The organism is Pseudomonas zhanjiangensis (assembly GCF_041027545.1).
Lineage (GTDB): Bacteria > Pseudomonadota > Gammaproteobacteria > Pseudomonadales > Pseudomonadaceae > Aquipseudomonas > Aquipseudomonas zhanjiangensis.
This window is the reverse complement of sequence record NZ_JBFTEG010000002.1, coordinates 449,568-469,225: the sequence shown is the minus strand read 5'-3', so window position 1 is coordinate 469,225 and position 19,658 is coordinate 449,568. Positions and strand designations below refer to the sequence as shown.

The following is a 19,658-nucleotide window of genomic DNA, read 5'->3' as shown; positions in this document are numbered from 1 at the left end:
GAGCAGTTGGGGGCTTAGCTGCCGAGGGCCGCGCGGTATTGCCCCGGGGTGGCGGCGAAGGCCTGGCGGAAGCGGTTGCTGAAATGGCTGGCGCTGGCGAAGCCGCAGCTCAGGGCGATCTCGCCGAAGGGCAGGCGGGTCTGGCGCAGCAGCTGCTGGGCCCGCGCCAGGCGCCGGTTGAGCAGGTAGCGGTGCGGCGGCAGGCCGAAGCTCAGCTGGAACATCCGCGCGAAGTGGTACTCGGACAAGGCGCAGTAGGCGGCCAGCTGGCCCAGGCTCAGGGGCTGGTCGAGGTGGCCGTCGATGTACTCGCGCAGCCGTCGGCGCAGGGCCGGTGCCAGGCCACCGCTCAGGCGCAGGCCGTCGCGGCGGCCGACCTGGGATAGCAGGGCATGGTCGAGCAGGTCGTGGGCCAGGCTGCTGGTCAGCAGGCGCTCGCCCGGCTCCTGCCAGTTCAGCCGGGTCAGCTGGCGAAAGCGCAGGGCCTGCTGCGGATCGTCGAGAAAGGTGCCCTCGCGCAGCGCCAGCTCACGCGGGTCGCGGTCGAGCAGGCGCACGGCACCCAGGGCGAACTGCTCCTGGCTGACGTACAGGTGCACCAGCTGGATCCCGCCGTTGATCACCCAGCTCGACTGGTGGCCGGCCGGCAGGATACACAGCTTGTCCGGCGCGCCCTTGCTCTCGGGGCGCTCGGGGCGAAAGGTGCCGGTGCCGCCGGCCAGGTAGCAGGACAGGGTGTGATGCCCCGGGGCCTGGTAGTCGCGGGTATCGTGGCTGTTGCGCCAGATCGCCGCCGCCAGGCCATCGCCCAGCTCGGCGCTGTGCAGCAGGCGGGCATTGGGCGACTGGCCCATGGCCTGGAAGACTTGGCAGTGATCGAGTTGCGACATGGACATTCCCTCTGCCCGGTCATGCTACCCCGGCCCCGGGCATCTGCCAGCCCCGCCGGCGAGAAAAGCGCAAGTTCACGCAACTGTCGGCTGGTGGCGCGGTCCCTGCGTTCCTGACAGGCTTGCCAATTTTTCTGGCTTGCGGCAGGGTCGAGCATCAGGGAATCCAGCCACAGGAGTCACCCATGTCAGAGCGCTACCCGGATATCGATCCCGATGGCCTGATCGAATACTCGGTCGTCTACACCGACCGCTCGCTCAACCACATGTCGCAGTCGTTCCAGCAGGTAATGAACGACATCTCGCGTACCCTCAAGCATGTCTACAACGCCCACGCCGTGGCGATAGTGCCGGGCAGCGGCACCTTCGGCATGGAGGCGGTGGCGCGCCAGCTGGCCACCGGGCAGAAGTGCCTGGTGATCCGCAACGGCTGGTTCAGTTACCGCTGGACGCAGATCCTCGAAATGGGCGCCATCCCGGCCGAGGCCCAGGTGCTCAAGGCGCGGCCGGTCGAGGCCGGCCCCCAAGCAGCCTTCGCCCCGCCGCCGATCGACGAGGTGGTCGCGACCATCAGGGCCGAGCAGCCGCAGCTGGTGTTCGCCCCGCACGTCGAGACCTCCTCGGGCATGCTCCTGCCGGACGACTACCTGCGCGCGGTCGCCGACGCGGTGCACGAGGTCGGCGGCCTGTTCGTGCTCGACTGCATCGCCTCCGGCGCGCTCTGGGTCGACATGCAGGCCTGTGGCGTCGACGTGCTGATCAGCGCGCCGCAGAAGGGCTGGAGCGGTTCGCCCTGCTGCGCCCTGGTGATGCTCAGCGAGCGTGGCCAGGCGCGGGTCGAGGCGACCCAGAGCACCAGCTTCGCCTGCGACCTGAAGAAGTGGCTGCAGATCATGCAGGCCTACGAGCAGGGCGGCCACGCCTACCACGCCACCATGCCGTGCGATGCCTTGGCGCGCTTTCGCGACGTGATGCAGGAGACCGAGGGCCTGGGCTTCGCCAAGGTGCGCGCCAGCCAGCTGGAACTGGGCCAGCGGGTGCGCGCGCTGCTGACCGGCAGGGGCTTCAAGAGCGTCGCCGCGGCAGGCTTCCAGGCGCCCGGGGTGGTGGTCTGCTACACCGACGACGCGCAGATCAAGAGCGGCGCCAAGTTCGCCGCCCAGGGCCTGCAGATCGCCGCCGGGGTGCCGCTGCAGTGCGACGAGCCGGCGGACTTCCAGACCTTCCGCATCGGTCTGTTCGGCCTCGACAAGCTGACCCACATCGAGCGCAGCGTCGACACCCTGGCCCAGGCACTGGACAAAATCGCCCAGGGCTGAGCCCGCCGTCGCTCAGCCCGCCGGTTCGCCGCACTAGCCGCCGCACTAGCCGCCGCGCTGGCCGGTGCGGTCCAGCAGCAGCTGGGTCGCGCCCTGGGGCTTGCGGGTGTACCAGAGCACCCGGCTGACACCGCGGGTGATGGCCACGTAGGCCAGGCGCAGGGCTTCGTCCTGCATGGCCTGGTCGTAGCTGTTGCGGAAGAACCCCGACTGGGCATAGAGCGCGTTGCGCAGCGGGTGTTTTTCCGGCGGCAGGCAGTCGTCGACGATGATCGCCACCTCCGCCTGCAGGCCCTTGGCCCGGTGGATGCTGTAGGCCTTGACCGGCAGCCGCTTGTCCAGCTGGGCCTGGATCTGTCGCAACGGTTCGTTGCGCCGGCTGAGCAGCAGCACCGCGTTGCGATCGGCGCGGCCGCGGCTGGCGACGTGCTGGCACTGGGCGGCGATCTCCTCGAGCAGCACCGGCAGGCGCGTCCTGATGTCGAAGCGCGGCACCAGCTTGACCCCGTGATCGCCCGGCTGCATGGCCTTGATCGCCTGGCTGGTCTTGGCCTGCTTGACCGCGACGCCGGCCAGCACCGCCTCGCCGTCGCGAATCACCGGCTCGATCGAGCGGTAGTTGGCGGTGAGCATCAGCAGGGCGCTCTTGCGGCTGCGGCCCTTGCCCGGGAAATGCCGGTCGAAGTCGATGAACAGCTCCGGCGAGCTGCCGCGCCAGCCGTAGATCGACTGCCAGTCGTCGCCGATCGCCATCAGGCTGACCGCCTCGCCCTGCTGCGCCAGACGGCGGTGCAGGGCCTGCAGCCACTGGACGATCTGCGGCGAGATGTCCTGGAACTCGTCGATCAGCAGGTGCTGGAAGGGCGCGAGGGCGGCGGCCGGAATGCTCGCCTCGGCATTCGCCAGCCGGTCACCGAGGACCTGAAAGGCGCCGTTGTAGGTCATCAGGCCCTGTTGCTGCAGCTGCGCCTCGAACCTCGCGCTGAACAGCTGCAAGGCCTCGACGAACTGCCGCTCGCGGCTCGAGCCGTTCAGCGCCTGGACATCCAGGCGAGCCGGGCGCAGGCCGATGCTTTGCATGAAACCGGCCTGGGCGTGGAAGGCCTCGAACAGCGGCAGGGCGGCGAACTCGCCGGCCAGCTTGAAGCCGTCCAGTGGTGCCTGGGCCAGGCGCACGCGCTGGCCGCCGGCCTCCTCGCCAGCCGGGGCGGGCAGGCCGAGCAGGCTGTGCACCAGGCGGCGGAAGGCCGGATCCTCGGCGTAGCAGCGCTGGTAGACCTGCTTGAGCAGGCGCTGCTGGGCGGGGCGTAGGCGCCCGCCGGTCAGCGGGTTGTCCGGCTCGCCGGCGGCCTTGTCGTCCAGTTGTTCGAACCAGCCCGGGTTGCCCAGCAGCGCCTTGGCCAGCACGCCCATGGCCGAATGGAAGGTGCGCACGCACTGGCTCGCCTGGGCCGGGTCGAAGGGGAACTGCCAGAAGCCCAGTACCCGACTCAGCTGCTCGCGCAGCTCGGCGCAGGAGGCGTTGGTGAAGGAAATCACGGTCAACCGCCCCGGCTCGATGCCCAGGTGGCAGAGCATGAACACCACCCGCAGCACCAGGGTGGTGGACTTGCCCGAACCGGCGCCGGCGAAGATCCGGGTCAGCGGCTGGCGGCCGAGGATCATCGCCCACTGCTCCTCCGACGGCGCACCGACCACCCCGGCCGCTACCGCCTGGGTGACGCGCTCGCGCATGGCGGCGACCTGCTGGGCGTCGACCGCCAGCAGGGCCGGGCCGTAGATCCCAGGGTCGGTCTTGGGGCGCGGCTTGGCGCGTGCCTTTGCCGGTTTCTTGCTGGCGCCCTTGCCGGACTTGGCGGTCTTGCGCGTGGTTTTCTGTGCGCGCGGTCTGGGCTGGCTCAGCCGCGCGGCGGCCTCGCGCTCGGCGCGCAGGTAGGCGCTGGTCCGTGGGAAGTACCGTTGCAACGCTTCGGAGAACAGGCGTTTGTAGCGCTCGACGGCACTCGGCATTCGACCATTGACCTCAGGGGTTGGATATATCGTTGAATGATAAGTGGTTTTTAAAGGGGAGGGGAGTTGCTGGCGAAGTGCCTGTGGCGTCGGGGCGGGCAGTCAGCCGGCCGCTGGGCGTCTCGCTCGGATCGATGGACAGCGCCGCCGGGGATATGCCATGTTTTGCCGCCACGGCCGCGGGAAACAGGCATGCAGATCACCTGGGTGTTGCTCATCGTGACGGTCGCCATGGTGCTGGTGTTCGACCTCACCAACGGTTTTCACGACGCCTCCAACATGATTGCCACTCTGGTCGCCTCGCAGGCCATGACGCCGGTGCAGGCGTTGCTGCTGGTGGGCGTGTTCACCTTCCTCGGCCCGCTGCTGGCCGGTACCGCGGTGGCCGATACCATTGGCGGTTTCGTCAGCCTGGAGAGCGTGCCCGAGCAACTCGGCATGGCATTGGTGCTGTGCGGCATCGTCGCCGCGGTGGCCTGGAATCTGCTGACCTGGCGGCTGGCCATGCCTTCGTCCTCATCCCATGCGTTGGTCGGCGGGCTGGTCGGCGCCGTGCTGGTCAGCAGCGGACCGGACGACGTGGTGTGGGGGCTGACGCAGCTGGTGGACGGTGAACTCACCGGCGTGACCAAGGTGTTGCTGTCCCTGCTGCTGTCCCCCCTGGCCGGTTTCTCCATCGGCTTCGTCCTGCATCGGCTGATGAAAGGGTTGTTGCGGGCGGCGCATCCCTCGATCAACCGCAAGCTGCGGCATGGACAGTGGTGGACGGCTGCATTGCTGGCGTTCTCTCACGGCACTAACGATGCACAGAAAGGCATGGGGATCATTACCCTGGTGTTGGTGCTTGGCGGTCTCTTGCCGACCTTCAGCGTGCCGCTGTGGGTCATCCTGGCCAGCGCCACCAGCATCACCCTGGGCACCCTGCTGGGCGGCTGGCGCATCGTCGGCACCGTGGGTTACGGCATCTACAAGCTGCGTCCCCTGCATGGGCTGGATGCGCAACTGGCGTCGTCCGCGGTGATCTTCGGCGCCTCGCTGGTCGGCGGGCCGGTGTCGACCACCCACGTGGTGAGCTCATCGATCATGGGGCTGGGGGCCTCCGAGCGCCCCCGCGCCGTACACTGGATGAAAGCCAGGGAGATCGCCTTGACCTGGGTGGTCACCCTGCCGGGTGCCGCGCTGCTGGGTGCCCTACTGACCTGGTTGCTGCTCACCTTCACCCACCTGCACTGAGCACTGGAGCGCATCATTCATGAAAGAGCCACCTGTTCCCCTATGGCGCCGCTGGTGGCAGGGCCTGGCGCCGCCCACGCCGGACTTCCACGGGCTGCTCAACCAGCAGTGCGACCTGGTGGTCGAGGGTATGGCGCAGTTGCTGGCCTACATGCGCACGGGCGAAGATGTACACGCCGACCGGGTGATCGAACTGGAGCGCCAGGGCGACGGGCTGCGGGTCGCCAACATGAATCTGCTGCACCAGACCTTCATCACCCCGTTCGATCGCGAGGACATCTATCGCTCCATTGCCGCCATCGACGAGATCATCAACTACGCTAGGACCACGGTGCGCGAAATGCGTGGCCTGAGCCTGAGCCCGGACGAGCACACGCGGGCCATGGCCGAGCTGCTGCATGAAGGCGTGTTGTCGTTGCAGAGTGGTTACGCCCGGTTGGCGAAGAAGCCCCTGCTGGCAGAGGCCGATGCGGAAGCGGCGCGCAAGATGGAGCGCGTCGCCGAGCACACCTACCGCGCGGCGCTCTCTGAGCTGTTCGACGCGCAGCACTACGTGGCCACCCTGACCGCGGAGCAGCGCCAGACCGCGGATTCGCTGGAGGTGCTGATGCAGGAGCTGACCCGCAGCGAAGTGGCGGCTGTGGGCTCGGCGGTGGGCTTCGTGGTCGAGATCCTCAAGCGGCGCGAGGTCTATCGGCACATGTCCAACGCGGCCGACCGCGTGGCCCGCGCCGGAGAGGTGCTGCATGACATCGTGGCCAAGATCGCCTGATCGCCAGGGGCGGTCCTTGATATCGACCGATATCGTTCAGGGAGGTACGGTGTTGTCACTGGGGCGGCGGGGCGGTCCGTGACGTCGTGCCTGCTCTCAGCTTTGTCCGGGTTTTCCAGGGTTCGGTCGCCCTGCTCATGGGTGCCCCCTTTGGGTTTCCTTTTTTATTTGTGATCAGACCCATGAAAGATCATGGCGCCACTGCCTGGCACCAGGTCACACCATAACCCCGAGCGCCACTGCCCCTTGCGGCCCAAAAGACCCCGGATACCCTCGCTCACATCGCATTCATTTCAGCAATATCACGCACCACCTGATCTGCTGAGTGGTCGAACATCGCCTGTTCCTGCGCATCCAGAGGCAACTCGATCACCCGCACAAGCCCCTCCTCCGCCAGCACACAGGGCACACCCATGGCAATGCCTGTGCGCCCGTACTCGCCTTCGAGAATCGCGACCGCCGGCAAAATGCGGTTTCGCCCATTGGCGATAGCGTCCACCATCTTTGCAATGGCCACGCCTGGCGCATCGCAGGCGCTGCCCAGCTTCTTCAAACCCAGAATCTCGCCGCCACCCTGACGTGTGCGCTGCACAATTCGCTCTATCTGCTCACTGGACAGGAAGTGAGACAGCGGCACCGAACCGACCGTACAGTATCGCATCAGCGGCACCATGCTATCGCCATGCCCTCCCAGCACCAGCGCCGTGATATCCCGAGCAGATAACCCAGTCTCCTCGGCAATGAAACACTTCATGCGCGCCGTATCCAGCACCCCCGCCTGGCCGAACACCCTGTCGCGTCCCCGGCCACTGAGACTCCAAGCCCGATAGGTCAGCACGTCGACCGGGTTCGACACCACCAACACCGTCGCCGCCGGAGCATGACGATTGATATCCCGCATGATGCCATCGAGAATTGGCAGATTGGTGCTCAATACATCCTGGCGCGACTGACCAGGCTTGCGCGGCACCCCCGCCGTAATCACCACCAGGTCAGAATCCTGCAGCAATTCGGCATTGCACCCGCCTAAAACCCTAGTATCAGAACCCGACTCAACGGCCGCCTGCCAGACATCCAGCGCCTTGCCCTGGGCCAGTTCACCCTGCACATCGATCAACATCAACTCACGACAGAGCTCTTCCCGGGCGATGATCTGAGCCGCCGCCTCACCCACCATACCGGCACCCACAATTGATAGCTTTTTCACCTCACACCTCCCTGCGGCGCGCTACCAGCAACACGCCCGCGTATACAGAAAAGTATTGCCCGCTAATGCAGAAAGGCCATCCGCAGGTGACCGGTAGTTGTATTACCTGCCTTTCGCCATTCCCGTGGCGGCATTACTTCGGCCTCTGCTAACCCCCATAGGCCGAGCCGGTTGGCCTTGGTCGGCTGCTCCACGTCAATCAGGTACTGATCGCTGTTGTATTGGCGATACGCCCAAGCGCTACCCCGGACGACCGTTTCTCGGTCGGCAGGTACGCCGTCTACATAGGCATGCCCGACAGTGCGCCCGTACCTGTCGTATCGATCGATGCAACGTCGCCGCGCGAATCTGCTCGGGCGTGGCGCCGGTCCAGGCATGGAGGCGCGGGAGAACCAGTTGGCGTCGTCGAAGCCCAGCAGCTAGGCGATCGGCCGGCCGCTCAGCGCCCATGACGCCAGCTAGTGGCGGCGCCAAGCCGGCTGAAACGGGCCGTAGCGCTCGAGCGCATCAACGCGGACGCGACCCTATCGCCCTTGGCCTATGGGCAAGGGCCGCCGCGGCTGGCTATGATCGCAGCTATGACGCCTTCAGCCCCGATCCGCCAACCCTGTCCGCCTGGTGCCTGCAATTGCGGGCGCGAGCAGCTGCTGGACGGCCCCGGCGGCGATCCGCGCATCCTGCTACTGACCCGCAGCGAGGAGAAGCGCCTGCTCGAGCGGCTGGAAAGCATCGAGAGCCTGGCCGACCTCGAGCGCCTGCAGCGGCGGATGCACGAGCAACTGGGGATCCGCCTGGACATCGCCCCGGGGCACAACGAAGTGCGCAGCATGCGCGGCATCGCCATCCACATCGATGAACTGCCCGGCCTGTGCCGCAAGACCCGCCAGGCGATTCCGGCGGCGATCCGCCGTGGCCTGGAGAAGCATCCGGAGATCGCCTACCGGCTGCTGGATGCGCATGACCTGCTCCGGGATATCTGAGACAGTCCGGCGGACGCGGCGGCAGTCCTGACCTCCCAGGGTGATTCGAGCCACTGGGTGGGCTGGGCGCTACCGTCGAGCGGCTGGGCTAGATTTGCTGATACAACTGATAGAGATTCACGTTTACAATGCCCGCCCCTTGACCGAGGCAGGCCTGCAGCGTGGGTGTTTTCTCGTATCTTCAGGACCAGCTGAGCGGATGGCTGGTCGAGCCGCTCATTGCACAGTTTTCCGGCATTTTCGACCTGAATGGCCGCTTCGGCCTGCTGTTTCTCTGCATTTCCTGCGCAGTCGCCTATGGTCTGTTCCGCTTCAGGAAGCACCGCGGACTGACTGATGCGTCCTCGTTCTGGCAATTCATCGGCGGCAGCCGGGTGATGTTCCATCGTTCGGCGCTGCTCGATTACCGTTACTACTTCGTGCGCGGCATCCTCAAGGTCGCACTGGTGCTGCCTATCGTCGGTCTGGTCGATCCCTATGTGCTGCGCTCGGCCGATTACATCGCCTTTTTCACCAAGCTATGGGGCGCACGCCCGCAAGTGGGCGAGACCCTTTCGCTCTCCCTGCTGTACGGGCTGGGGGTGTTTCTGGTCAGTGATTTCGCCCATTACTGGACCCACAGGGCCTTTCATTCCCGCTGGCTGTGGGCGTTCCACAAGGTCCACCACTCGGCCCCGGTGCTGGTGCCGGCGACGGCCAGCCGTGTGCACTTCGTGGAGAAGATCGTCGGCAAATTGGCCACCACCCTCTGTCTAGGCGCCTACATAGGTGTCTTCTGGTACGCCTGTGGCGGCAAGATCGACCGCTATACCCTGTTCGGCGTGACCTACCTGGTGTTCATCTGCAATGCGCTGGCGGCAAACCTGCGCCACAGCCATGTGTGGCTGTCGTTCGGCCCGGTGATCGAGCACGTACTGAACAGCCCGGCTCAGCATCAGATCCACCACAGCGATGCGCCCCGGCACTTCAACAAGAACTTCGCCACCAACCTGTCACTCTGGGACTGGCTGTTCGGCACGCTCTATGTCACCCGCTCGACGCCCGAAGCCATCAGCTTCGGCACGCGGGACCACGAGCGCTACCTGAGCATCTACAGCCTGATCGTCACGCCTTTCGTCGACACCGCTCGCAAGCTGTTGCCGGCGCGCCGTCCGCGGCGCGAACTGCCTGTCGCCTCTGAAACCTCCCAGCCCCCCGGCTGACCGGTGCGGCCTGGCCCATCAGTCCCTGGCCCAGCGCCAGGCGGCGCGCCCGCCGGCCTCGTCCCCGAGCATCTGGTTCGATATCTCGCTCAAATTGCACCGTCACGGTGCCTTCGCAGCCTCGCCCCGCTACTCCTCAAAGCGACTCGAGGCGTCACGATCGTGCTCGTATCGTCTGGCCAGCGGAAACGGCGGCAACCAGGACTCGCGGCGGACGATCCAGCTCTCGTAGGTTGGCCTCAGTTGGTTCGGGGCATCCAGGGACCCCAGGTTCACTTCGATCTCGTCTGCGGTGCGTGAGAAGACGGACGAGCCGCAGCGCGGGCAGAAAAACCGTCCGGCGTAGTCGCCGGTTTCGCCATCAATCGTCACCGCCTCCTCAGGGAATATCGCAGAAGCGTGAAACAGCGCCCCATGATGTTTGCGGCAGTCGAGGCAATGACAAAGGCCGACCCGGTAGGGGCGTCCCGACGCCACAATGCGGACGCTGCCGCACAGGCATCCGCCGGTGAATCGGTCCATGCTGCATCTCCTCTAGCATTCAAATGTTCGGAATGTTTACCAAACTCTCCCGTCAGGCTCCGGTGAACGATGCGCCGGACTTTTCCGCGCCAGGCCCTGCGGTGTCGAGAAAGAAAACCCTCGACGGCGCGAACCGAAAGCCTGTAGGCAGGAGCCGAGATCCATCACGCGGGTGTCCGCGAGACGTCAGCCACTGGACCGCCGCGGAGCCATTGTGCACCGCTTGGGCGTCGCGTCGATGGCTGGCGTAGAGCAGGTTTTCCCAAGTGTTGCGCCGGCTTGAATTCATCGCGGCCAACATTGGTGGTTGCGACGATAGCAAGCCATACGACTGCCAAGGGCCGGCGGCGGTCTGTCAGGAACGGCAGAAGTCGGCCAAAAGCGGACTGAACAAACCTTGCCTGAGCTTGCCTCCTTTTGAAGCTTCGAGATCCCCAGGAAAATCGGGGCGGTTCATTCCCAAGCGCCGAACTATGCAGCCGCTGGGATGATCAGTGCACGTGGCCGAAAGCCAACGCAGCAGATAAGCGCTCATTGCGCACAACCGTAACTACAGTAATTCCTTCAGGGACTACAGAAAATCGCAGCGCTCACTTTGAGGCGAGATTAGTTTCGAGTACATTAGGAACGCTGAGCATCGCCTCCTGAGAAATGGCTCTAGCATTGCAACTTTATGGAATGAAGGCCTCCTGCATGAAGCACTTGGAACCACAGCCACTCCCTCAGGCCCAGTACGCCAAGAAAATACCCAATCCTCGTCGTAAGTACTCCAAGACAACGTTAGCTCTAGTTTCTTTGGCCATCATTTTCGCCACCGGCTCGCTCATGAAAGCGTTCTGGAGCACGACGGTCAGTGATCGTCTTTCCGAAAACGCCAAAGCCGAGTTGACCAAACAGTTCGCAGCGGCCCCGCCGATAAAGCTGGCACCCGTCGCCAGGCATGAAACCAAAGCCGCGCTGGACCAAATGCAACTCGACCCGCAACAACGCCGCGCCCTGGAAAACAACATGTCCACACAGGAGAGCGATCCTCAAAAAGTCGACTTAGTCTGGGTTGATCTGTGGGACTTCGCTTCACAGGACGGCGATATTGTGCGGGTAGCCTCGGCCGGTTATCAGGTTGAAGTTTCGTTACTGAATGCCCCTAAGCGTATTTCCATCCCTGTCGACGGCACTGGTTCAGTCCAGATAGTCGGTGTACACGACGGTGGTGGTGGTATCACCCTCGGTCTCAAGAGTGGTACTGGCGCAATCTCCCTGCCAGTGATGCAGCCCGGAGAAATGCTTCTCGTTCGCTCTAGCCTCTGAGAACACACGCAATGTTGAGCACCATCACTCGTTACATGCCCCTGCTGTTTGCGCTGATGGTATTCATCATGTTGTTTCAGTTCGCCGAAGACCACTGGCCTAAGTCAGGTCTTATCGCCACCGCACTCACAACGATTAGAGACCTGGGCTGGTACATTGCCGCTGCCGCTCTGTTTGGCTGGCTGCTCCTACTCTTTGGTTGGTTACACGTTTGCGATGCTCTTCCCCGTTTTCTGCAGACGAGAACACTTATGGATATTCTGGACAGACTCACCAACAAGCAAGCCATCGAAGATGGAATGACGCATCTTGACGTTGCCACCTTCATCAATGCCAAGAGCTTGGCGGACGCCTTGAAGCAGCGAGTTATTGGTCAGAATGAAGTTTGCGATGATATTGCCGCGCAAATACGCCGACGCTTGGCACTCTCTCAACGAGGAAAACCTGTAGGCGTGTTTTTGTTCGCCGGACCGCCCGGCACCGGAAAAACTTACTTGGCCAAAGTTCTGGCAAAGGAGCTGGAACGCCCACTCTTGCACTTTGACATGAGCCAGTTCGCTGCTGGCAGCCATTCGCTCTCGCAACTGCTGGGCATGAATAAGGGTTATGTTGGCTCCGATACCTACGGCAAGCTCACTGCCGGCCTGCAGGACTCGCCTCATGCCGTGGTATTACTGGATGAGATCGAAAAAGCCCACCCGGATGTGCTTAAGGCGTTCCTCACTGCCTGGAACGATGGCTTCATTACCGAACGCTCGGACAGTACGCAGATATCAACCTGCTCGGCGATCTTTATTCTGACCAGCAATGCCGGCACCCAGCGTCTGCAGGAACTTTCCGCACAACATGCGCAAGATCCTGATGCCATGCGTGAAGCCGCAGTCAATACGCTCCGCGAAGCGGATTTCGCCCCTGAAGTACTCAATCGGATCGATCGAATATTCGTTTTCCAGCCATTTAAAGGGCTCGATATAGCCCGGGTAACCGCTTTGGAAATTGAAGCCATGATTCATGGCTACGGCCTTCGCATTGCCGAGGGCGGGATAGATCCCGAGATCATTTTGAAGCTGATGGCGCGTTTTCAGAAATTGAGAAAGCTTGGTTCATCCAGAGATCTGATCAGAGCTATCGAGGAGCAATTGGCCGACTCACTAATAGAGGCGAAAAAAGCCGGGCACTCGATCATTGCTCTCTACGTCGATGATGAACAGCGAATTTCCGCGCGAGTGGCTTCGCCCAAAATCAGCGGTAAGTGATAGATGCCTGGTTCTGGCCGCTTATGGAACGACTCGCCGGCTTGGCGCTGGACCTTGGTACTCACACTACTGTTGACAGTCCTGTTGGCGATTGCAGCCCCCTGGCGTCAACCGGGCGCAGGCACAAGCCCAGCACAATACACGCCTCAATCCGTTCAACCGAGTCAGGGCGCTCAACCAGGTCAACCGGGGGCCCCGAGTCAAGCGACTCAGACAGCGTCGAGCCAAATGGGCTCCCCCACATTTTTCCCGCCGCTGGATCCTACTTTCGACACCCCGCTGTCCCTCTTCAGTAGCGCTTTACCCGCCGACACGGAACTTCACGTGATAGGGGTGTACGGGGGCGCGCAATTCAAAGACAAAGCCGACAAGAATTCATGGGAGCAATGCCTTAGGGTTGCGAGCGAACAAGGGAGAATGACATGCATACAAGAGTATAACGCTCACAGAGATCCATTCAGGACAGTCACGGTTTATCTAAATCGCACCGGCGCTCCCCTAGTCATAACTTTGATGTCCCGGGACCCAGTTCGCTGGAAGATAGTCAGTCGCCCCGGAGTCGACTTACGCAAAGTGATTCTTTCTGGCTATTACGGCCCGGACATCGAAGGCGTGGCGCAATCCATCCCCATCGAGTTGTACAGCCAGTACCCCTCGCCGTGCCAGAACTGCTTGCGCCACGCAGACAGCTTCTTCTTCGCGCTCACACAGGACTCCTCCGAATATTTGGGCGTTATCAACAAGCTCAAAGCCTTAACCAGCTTGGCACCCATCAGTTTCCAAGGTGCTCGTGAGTCCGACAGATTCACCGTCGGAGGGGGTGGGCCTTTCACTCAGAATACGAGCGTAACCACACCCGTGGACCGCTATAGCGACCGAACCTTCAGGAACTATGTCGAGCTGGAGAATAAAGTCGTTCTGCTCCCCGACGGCCCCTGGGAGACATTGGGTTATGTGAAGCAGCCCTCGGCACGCGGAGAGGATCATTTTCTGATCCTGTCGCAACGAAATCACGACACACTGACGAACTTACTAATGATTCGTTTGCAAACGGCACGAGATCACGGAGGCTTTGGCCAATACCCTGCCTGCAAGCAATCCGCCGACTATGCCCATAAGGTTCGTTACGATAGCCCAACGGCTCAGCAATCCTGTTATTGGGCCAGTTATGTGGGTAGCCCGTGGCAACAACCTATCTACAAACTGGCCGCTAGCCGCCTTACAAATCTTGGGCTCCCCGTTCCTAGCTTCGCGATAGGCATGGGTTTTCACGAAGCCGACGGGAACTCATCACTTACGACCCTGTACTACTCCTTCCCCAAATCGCCGGCTGGTGAAAGTCAGAAGGCTTGGCGCAACAACCCATGGAACCCTGCTCAAATTTCAAAATCCCAAGACAAATCGACCTTCCTGCAAGGCCAACTGACCTGGGCGGAAGACTGGTTTCAGATTTTCGCTACCTCACATTAAACCCGGGACACACATTGACGCTCTAGAAACTACGTCTCCTCCTAGGCGAGGGATGCGCTGGCCTGTCCACCAACTTCGGGACAGACCACAGAGTCGGCCGAAAGCGGACTCTCTGTGACAGCTGCTGTCGCCATTTTTCGAGACTATTAAGGACTCGAGACCAATCACAATCGGGGGGACGGATCGCCATTTCCTGAATCCTGGCCTGTCTCTTTTCCGCTTTTAAGCGCGGGCGCCTGGGGTGCCGCGCGCGTTCTTCTTCTGCAGGATTATCGAGGCTTCGTTGTAGGCATTCTGGAAGGCGTCGCCGCCGATCCATTCCACTGCCGTGTCTTCGTCTTCACCGTGGTAGATCCCCCGGTAGGTGATCAGCAGGCCCATCATGAAGTCGATCGCCGCGTCTTCCGCTTCCTCGGCGACCACCAGCTCCAACACCGGGTATTGCAGGAACACCACGCACATTGCCAGCAGGCTGATGTCTTCGCCGACCTTCATCGCCTGGAACAGGTCGTCGAAGTCCGCCGGGTCGAAACCGTTCTCTTCGATGTCTTTGAAGTCGAAGGTGCTCAGGTCGATTTCCACATCGTCGAACGGCTCGTCGATCAGCGGATTGGCCAGCACCGGGTGTACGACATTGGCCTTGGGCTTGCCCGAACGGTTCTGCTTGGCCTTGGCTTTGGCCCGCTGGGCGCGTTTTTGCTGTTTATCTGGGGAGGCCATGGAGGCGAGTTCCTTGTGCGGTGCAGCCATCTGCATGGCCAGGGATAAGCGGACGGACATTATATTCGGCGAGATAGCCTGGGTGACCAGGAGTGGAAAACGCGCTGCAGCTTTCCACGGGGTGGCCATCCACCCGCCGCGAACGCATGAGCTAGGTAGGGTGGACAACCTTTACCTGTCCACCCGCTCTTGCGATTGATCCAGCTCCGCCGGCGCCAACCGGCATGGCCCGTGCGTTTCCCGCTGTCCCCGCGAGAATCAGGCGATCAGTGCTGGCCGCTCGGCTTGCGCTTGATGGTCTTCACCAGGTCGTCCGGGCTGATGTAGCCGACCGTGGCGGCGGCGCTGCCCGGTTGCGGCAGGTTGAGGATGTGGCCCTTCATCTTGCCGATGATGTGCATCTCGCAGGGCTTGCAGTCGAACTTCAGGGTCAGCACCTCGTCCTGGTGGATCAGCTGCATGTCGGCGACCTTGGTGCGTACGCCGGTGACGCCCTTGGCCTGCTTGGGGCACAGGTTAAAGGAGAAGCGCAGGCAGTGCTTGGTGATCATCACCGGCACCTCGCCGGCTTCCTCGTGGGCCTCGTAGGCCGCGTCGATCAGCTGCACGCCGTAGCGCTGGTAGAAGGCGCGGGCCTTGGCGTTGTAGACGTTGGCGAGGAAGGTCAGGTGCGACTCGGGGTAGACCGGCGGCGGCACGCTCACCGCCTTGCGTCCGCCGCGCGGGTGGGCGGCGAGGCGCGCGGCGCTCAACGCCTCGATCGCCTCGCGGCGCAGGGCCTTGAGTTGCGAGTTGGGCACGAACAGGGCCTGAGGTGCGTCGATTTGCACGTCCGTGGCGTAGTAGATGGTGGTGCCCAGCTTGCTCAGGGTGTCGCGCAGCTGGCCGAGTGCCTGTTCGGCGTCCTTTGCCGGGCCGAAGGGGCCGGGCAGGGCGACCGAGGCGCTGCAGCCGTCGGCGCTGGTGACGCTCAGCGCGAGTTGCTGTTCGTCGAGGCGGGCCTGCCAGCTCACCGCCACGCGGCGTTCGGCCGAGGTCTTGAGCAGGGCCTGCTGCCAGTTGTGGTCGAGGTTGCGGTTGAGCGGATGCATGGGCCGCAGGCGCGCCAGCGCCGCCGGCATTTCATTGGGCTCGACGCGGTAGCGGTAGCGCTTGGCGCCGTCTTCCTCGAACGCCTCCTTCAATTCGGCGACGTTGGCGCGAAAGCCCACCACCTCGCGCTTGATCAGCACGTTGAGGCCATCGCCGTTGGACAGCGGGGTGTCGGTCACGGCGATCAGGTCGCGCTTGGCCACTTTCTCGATATGCCCTACTGAGAGCCCGGTGAAGGTCGGCGAATCGAAGGCGCCGATGTCGATCTTGCGATCGCTGACGAAATAGTCGGTGCTGCCGCGGTGGAAGGTCTTGTCCGGATCGGGGCTGAAGAAGTGTTCGGTCAGGCCGCTGGAGGCACGTGCCAGCTGCGGGCGCTGTTCGAGGATGGCGTCCAGTTCGCGGCGGTAGTGAGCGGTGATGTTCTTCACGTAGCTCATGTCCTTGTAGCGGCCCTCGATCTTGAACGAGCGCACGCCAGCATCGACCAGGTGGATCAGGTTGGCGGTCTGGTTGTTGTCCTTCATCGACAGCAGGTGCTTGTCGTAGGCCACCACGCGGCCCTGGTCGTCCTTGAGGGTGTAGGGCAGACGGCAGGCCTGCGAGCAGTCGCCGCGGTTGGCGCTGCGCCCGGTCTGCGCATGGGAGATGTTGCACTGCCCGGAGAAGGCCACGCACAGGGCGCCATGGATGAAGAACTCGATGGCCGAGTCGACGCTCTGGCTGATCGTGCGGATTTGCTCCAGATTCAGCTCGCGGGCCAGCACCAGCTGGGAGAAGCCGGCCTGGGACAGGAACCTGGCCTTGTCCAGGGTGCGGATGTCGCACTGGGTGCTCGCGTGCAGCTCGATCGGCGGGATGTCCAGCTCGAGGATGCCCATGTCCTGGACGATCAGCGCATCGACGCCCGCGTCATGGAGCTGCTGGATCAGCTGGCGGGCCGGCTCCACCTCGTTGTCGTGGAGGATGGTGTTGATGGTGACGAACACCCGGGCGTGGAACAGGTGGGCGAAGCGCACCAGCTCGGCGATGTCCGCCACGCTGTTGCTGGCGTTGTGCCGCGCACCGAAGCTGGGCCCGCCGATGTAGACGGCATCGGCGCCATGCAGGATGGCCTCCTTGGCGATGGCGGCATCACGCGCAGGGCTCAGGAGTTCCAGGTGGTGCTTGGGTAGGGACATGGCGGTGCTTCGGGCGCGGAAAAGGACCGGCATTTTAGCGTGAAAGCGCGTCGGGTCGGCCACCGGATGGCGGAAAACCGCGCGCGGCCTTGCATCCGGCTCAGAACAGGCCGAGCTGGCGGTCGACCAGGCTGGCGAAGTCGTCACCGACGAACGGCAGGATGGCATCGGCCACCGGCTGCAGCTGGCGGCTCAGGTAGTGCTCGTAGTCGATCGCCGAGCCTTGGGTCTCCAACGGCTCCGGCCCGGCGGTGGTCATCAGGTAGCTGATCCAGCCGCCGTTCTGGTACTGCCGCGGCCGGCCCTGGCGGTCGTTGTAGTCGTCGGCCTGGCGCGCGGCGCGCACATGCGGCGGCACGTTGCGCTGGTAGTCGTGCAGCGGCCGGCGCAGGCGCTTGCGGTAGACCAGCAGCTCGTCGAGTTCGCCGGCCAGGGTGCGGCGCACGTAGTCGCGCACATAGTCGCGGTGCGGCTCGCGGTCGAAGATCAGCCGGTAGAGCTCCTGCTGGAAGCGCTGGGCCAGCGGCGACCAGTCGCTGCGCACCGTCTCCAGGCCCTTGTAGACCATCTCGCGGCTGCCGTCGGCTCGCGTCACCAGGCCGGCGTAGCGCTTCTTGCTGCCTTCCTCGGCGCCGCGGATGGTCGGCATCAGAAAGCGGCTGTAATGGGTCTCGTATTGCAGCTCGAGGGCGCTGTCCAGGTCGAACTCGGTGCGCAGGTGCTGGCCCCACCACAGGTTGACCTTCTCCACCAGGGCGCGGCCGATGCGCGCGGCGTCCGCCTCGGCGTGGGCGCCCTTGAGCCAGACGAAGGTCGAGTCGGTGTCGCCGTAGATCACCGCGTAGCCCGCCGCCTCGATCAGCTCGCGGGTCTGGCGCATGATCTGGTGCCCGCGCAGGGTGATCGAGGAGGCCAGGCGGGTGTCGAAGAAGCGGCAGCCGCTGGAGCCGAGCACGCCGTAGAAGGCGTTCATGATGATCTTCAGCGCCTGCGACAGCGGCTGGTTGCCCTCGCGCTTGGCCGCCTCGCGACCCTGCCAGACCCGTTCGACGATGGCCGGCAGGCAATGCGTGCTGCGCGAGAAGCGGCCGCCGCGGAAACCCTCCACCGAATGGGCGTCGTCGGGCAGGCGCAGGCCTTCGATCAGCCCCACCGGGTCGATCAGGAAGGTGCGGATGATCGAGGGATACAGGCTCTTGTAGTCGAGCACCAGCACCGACTCGTACAGCCCGGGCCGCGAGTCCATGACGAAGCCGCCGGGGCTGGCCTGGGGCATGCGTTCGCCGAGATTGGGGGCGACGAAGCCCTGGCGATGCATCGCCGGCAGGTACAGGTGGGTGAAGGCCGCCACCGAGCCGCCGCTGCGGTCGGCCGGCAGGCCGGTGACGCTGGCGCGCTCGAGCAGGAAGCTGAGGATCTCGGTCCTGGCGAAGATGCGCGTGACCAGCTCGCAGTCCTTGAGGTTGTAGCGCGCCAGGGCCGGCTTGTCCTCGGCGAACCGGCGGTTGATCTCGTCCATGCGCTGGTAGGGCGTGTCGATCGCCTTGCCCTCGCCGAGCAGGGTCTGAGCGACGTTCTCCAGGCTGAACGAGGGGAAGCTCCAGGTCGCCGAGCGCAGCGCCTCGATGCCGTCGATGAGCAGCCGGCCGGCGGCCGAGGCGAAGTAGTGTTTGCCGCTGCCATGCTTGCGCCAGCCCATGGCCTCGCCACCGCGGCCGAGCAGCAGCGGCACCTTGAGCTGCTCGGCGTGGGCCTGCAGCACGCGCAGGTCGAACTGCACCAGGTTCCAGCCGATGATGGCGTCCGGGTCATGCTCGGCCAGCCACTGGTTGAGTCGCTGCAGCAACTCGGCGCGGCTGGCGCAGTACTCGAGGCGAAAGTCCAGCTCGGCCTCTGCACCGTTGGCTGGGCCGAGCATATACACCTGGCGCTGGCCGCAGCCCTCCAGGGCGATCGAATAGAGCTCGCCGTGCTCGCTTGTCTCGATGTCGAGGGACACCAGCTTCAGGCTCGGACGATAGTCCGGCGCGGGCTTGAGCTGGGCGTCGCAGAGCAGCTGGCCGTCTTCGTCCGGCGTGCCCTGGAAAACCACGGGGGCGGTGATAAAGCGCTCCATCAGGTAGCGCTCCGGCGGGCGGATATCGGCCTCGTAGACATCCACGCCGGCCTGGCGCAGGCGCTTGTCCAGCTCGATCAGGTGGCGGTGCTGCTGGCAGTACAGGCCCAGCACCGGGCGCTGGCGGAAGTCGCGCAGCTCCAGCGGGCGCAGCTCGACGTCGGCCTGGCCACGCAGCAGGGGTTCGGCCCGGGAGCGCTGCTCGGCGGGGATGAAGGCCACCGACGGCTGTGGCGGCAGGCGCACCCGGCGCGGGCCCCGGTCGGTCGCCAGCCAGAATTCGACCTGGGTGCCGGCCGGCGTGTCGCGCCAATGCCGGCTCAGGACAAAGCCCTGCTGTAGATCCACTGCCCCACCTCGAGAACCTGATTGAGGGGGGA

General features: G+C 64.0%; 16 protein-coding genes. 8 read left to right on the top strand and 8 right to left on the bottom strand.

Translation table 11 applies throughout. The features are described 5' to 3' along the window. Positions 1 to 14: 14 nt before the first annotated feature. A complete protein-coding gene (locus AB5S05_RS04705) occupies positions 15 to 890 on the bottom strand; it encodes a helix-turn-helix domain-containing protein (RefSeq protein WP_369286307.1) in 876 nt (291 codons plus the stop codon). Between the two features lie 185 nt (positions 891 to 1,075). On the opposite strand from AB5S05_RS04705, the gene AB5S05_RS04700 reads away from it, so the two are divergent. Continuing rightward, entirely contained in the window at positions 1,076 to 2,209 is a 1,134-nt protein-coding gene (locus AB5S05_RS04700) for an aminotransferase class V-fold PLP-dependent enzyme (RefSeq protein ID WP_369286306.1), read from the top strand. A 45-nt stretch (positions 2,210 to 2,254) separates the two neighbouring features. On the opposite strand, the gene AB5S05_RS04695 is transcribed toward AB5S05_RS04700, so the two are convergent. Continuing rightward, positions 2,255 to 4,219 (bottom strand): UvrD-helicase domain-containing protein, encoded by a 1,965-nt coding sequence (locus AB5S05_RS04695; RefSeq protein WP_369286305.1) that lies wholly within the window; start codon positions 4,217 to 4,219, stop codon positions 2,255 to 2,257. A gap of 192 nt (positions 4,220 to 4,411) precedes the next feature. Here AB5S05_RS04695 and AB5S05_RS04690 point away from each other — a divergent pair, with 192 nt between their 5' ends. Together AB5S05_RS04690 and AB5S05_RS04685 are read left to right on the top strand one after the other, a co-directional pair. After that, positions 4,412 to 5,452, top strand: coding sequence for an inorganic phosphate transporter (locus AB5S05_RS04690; protein ID WP_369286304.1), 1,041 nt, complete (start codon positions 4,412 to 4,414; stop codon positions 5,450 to 5,452). Positions 5,453 to 5,471: 19 nt separating this feature from the next. Next, positions 5,472 to 6,224 carry a DUF47 domain-containing protein gene (locus AB5S05_RS04685; RefSeq protein WP_369286303.1) on the top strand — a complete coding sequence of 251 codons (753 nt, stop codon included), beginning with the start codon at positions 5,472 to 5,474 and terminating at the stop codon, positions 6,222 to 6,224. A 277-nt stretch (positions 6,225 to 6,501) separates the two neighbouring features. Here the strand turns inward: AB5S05_RS04685 and AB5S05_RS04680 are convergent, their stop codons facing one another. Both AB5S05_RS04680 and AB5S05_RS04675 read right to left on the bottom strand, forming a co-directional pair. Beyond that, complete coding sequence (locus AB5S05_RS04680) at positions 6,502 to 7,431, bottom strand: malate dehydrogenase (protein ID WP_369286302.1); 930 nt, start codon at positions 7,429 to 7,431, stop codon at positions 6,502 to 6,504. Between the two features lie 62 nt (positions 7,432 to 7,493). Further along, a complete protein-coding gene (locus AB5S05_RS04675; RefSeq protein ID WP_369286300.1) occupies positions 7,494 to 7,808 on the bottom strand; it encodes a thermonuclease family protein in 315 nt (104 codons plus the stop codon). Between the two features lie 201 nt (positions 7,809 to 8,009). Here AB5S05_RS04675 and AB5S05_RS04670 point away from each other — a divergent pair, with 201 nt between their 5' ends. Both AB5S05_RS04670 and AB5S05_RS04665 read left to right on the top strand, forming a co-directional pair. Next, positions 8,010 to 8,411: a hypothetical protein gene (locus tag AB5S05_RS04670; protein ID WP_369286299.1), complete on the top strand. Its 402-nt coding sequence runs from the start codon at positions 8,010 to 8,012 to the stop codon at positions 8,409 to 8,411. 161 nt (positions 8,412 to 8,572) lie between these two features. After that, a complete protein-coding gene (locus AB5S05_RS04665) occupies positions 8,573 to 9,613 on the top strand; it encodes a sterol desaturase family protein (RefSeq protein ID WP_369286298.1) in 1,041 nt (346 codons plus the stop codon). Positions 9,614 to 9,742: 129 nt separating this feature from the next. Here the strand turns inward: AB5S05_RS04665 and AB5S05_RS04660 are convergent, their stop codons facing one another. Beyond that, complete coding sequence (locus tag AB5S05_RS04660) at positions 9,743 to 10,135, bottom strand: GFA family protein (protein ID WP_369286297.1); 393 nt, start codon at positions 10,133 to 10,135, stop codon at positions 9,743 to 9,745. A 693-nt stretch (positions 10,136 to 10,828) separates the two neighbouring features. On the opposite strand from AB5S05_RS04660, the gene AB5S05_RS04655 reads away from it, so the two are divergent. From AB5S05_RS04655 to AB5S05_RS04645, 3 genes are all read left to right on the top strand, one after another. Continuing rightward, a complete protein-coding gene (locus AB5S05_RS04655; protein WP_369286296.1) occupies positions 10,829 to 11,443 on the top strand; it encodes a hypothetical protein in 615 nt (204 codons plus the stop codon). 11 nt (positions 11,444 to 11,454) lie between these two features. Further along, positions 11,455 to 12,699: an AAA family ATPase gene (locus AB5S05_RS04650; RefSeq protein WP_369286295.1), complete on the top strand. Its 1,245-nt coding sequence runs from the start codon at positions 11,455 to 11,457 to the stop codon at positions 12,697 to 12,699. A 573-nt stretch (positions 12,700 to 13,272) separates the two neighbouring features. After that, a complete protein-coding gene (locus AB5S05_RS04645; RefSeq protein ID WP_369286294.1) occupies positions 13,273 to 14,169 on the top strand; it encodes a hypothetical protein in 897 nt (298 codons plus the stop codon). A 222-nt stretch (positions 14,170 to 14,391) separates the two neighbouring features. On the opposite strand, the gene AB5S05_RS04640 is transcribed toward AB5S05_RS04645, so the two are convergent. The 3 genes from AB5S05_RS04640 to AB5S05_RS04630 all read right to left on the bottom strand — a co-directional run bounded on the left by AB5S05_RS04640 (position 14,392) and on the right by AB5S05_RS04630 (position 19,626). Then, positions 14,392 to 14,889: a hypothetical protein gene (locus AB5S05_RS04640; protein ID WP_369286293.1), complete on the bottom strand. Its 498-nt coding sequence runs from the start codon at positions 14,887 to 14,889 to the stop codon at positions 14,392 to 14,394. A gap of 266 nt (positions 14,890 to 15,155) precedes the next feature. After that, entirely contained in the window at positions 15,156 to 17,162 is a 2,007-nt protein-coding gene (locus tag AB5S05_RS04635) for a peptidase U32 family protein (protein ID WP_369286292.1), read from the bottom strand. A gap of 100 nt (positions 17,163 to 17,262) precedes the next feature. Beyond that, positions 17,263 to 19,626, bottom strand: a complete 2,364-nt coding sequence (locus AB5S05_RS04630; protein WP_369286291.1) for a DNA polymerase II — start codon at positions 19,624 to 19,626, stop codon at positions 17,263 to 17,265. Between the last annotated feature and the right edge of the window lie 32 nt (positions 19,627 to 19,658).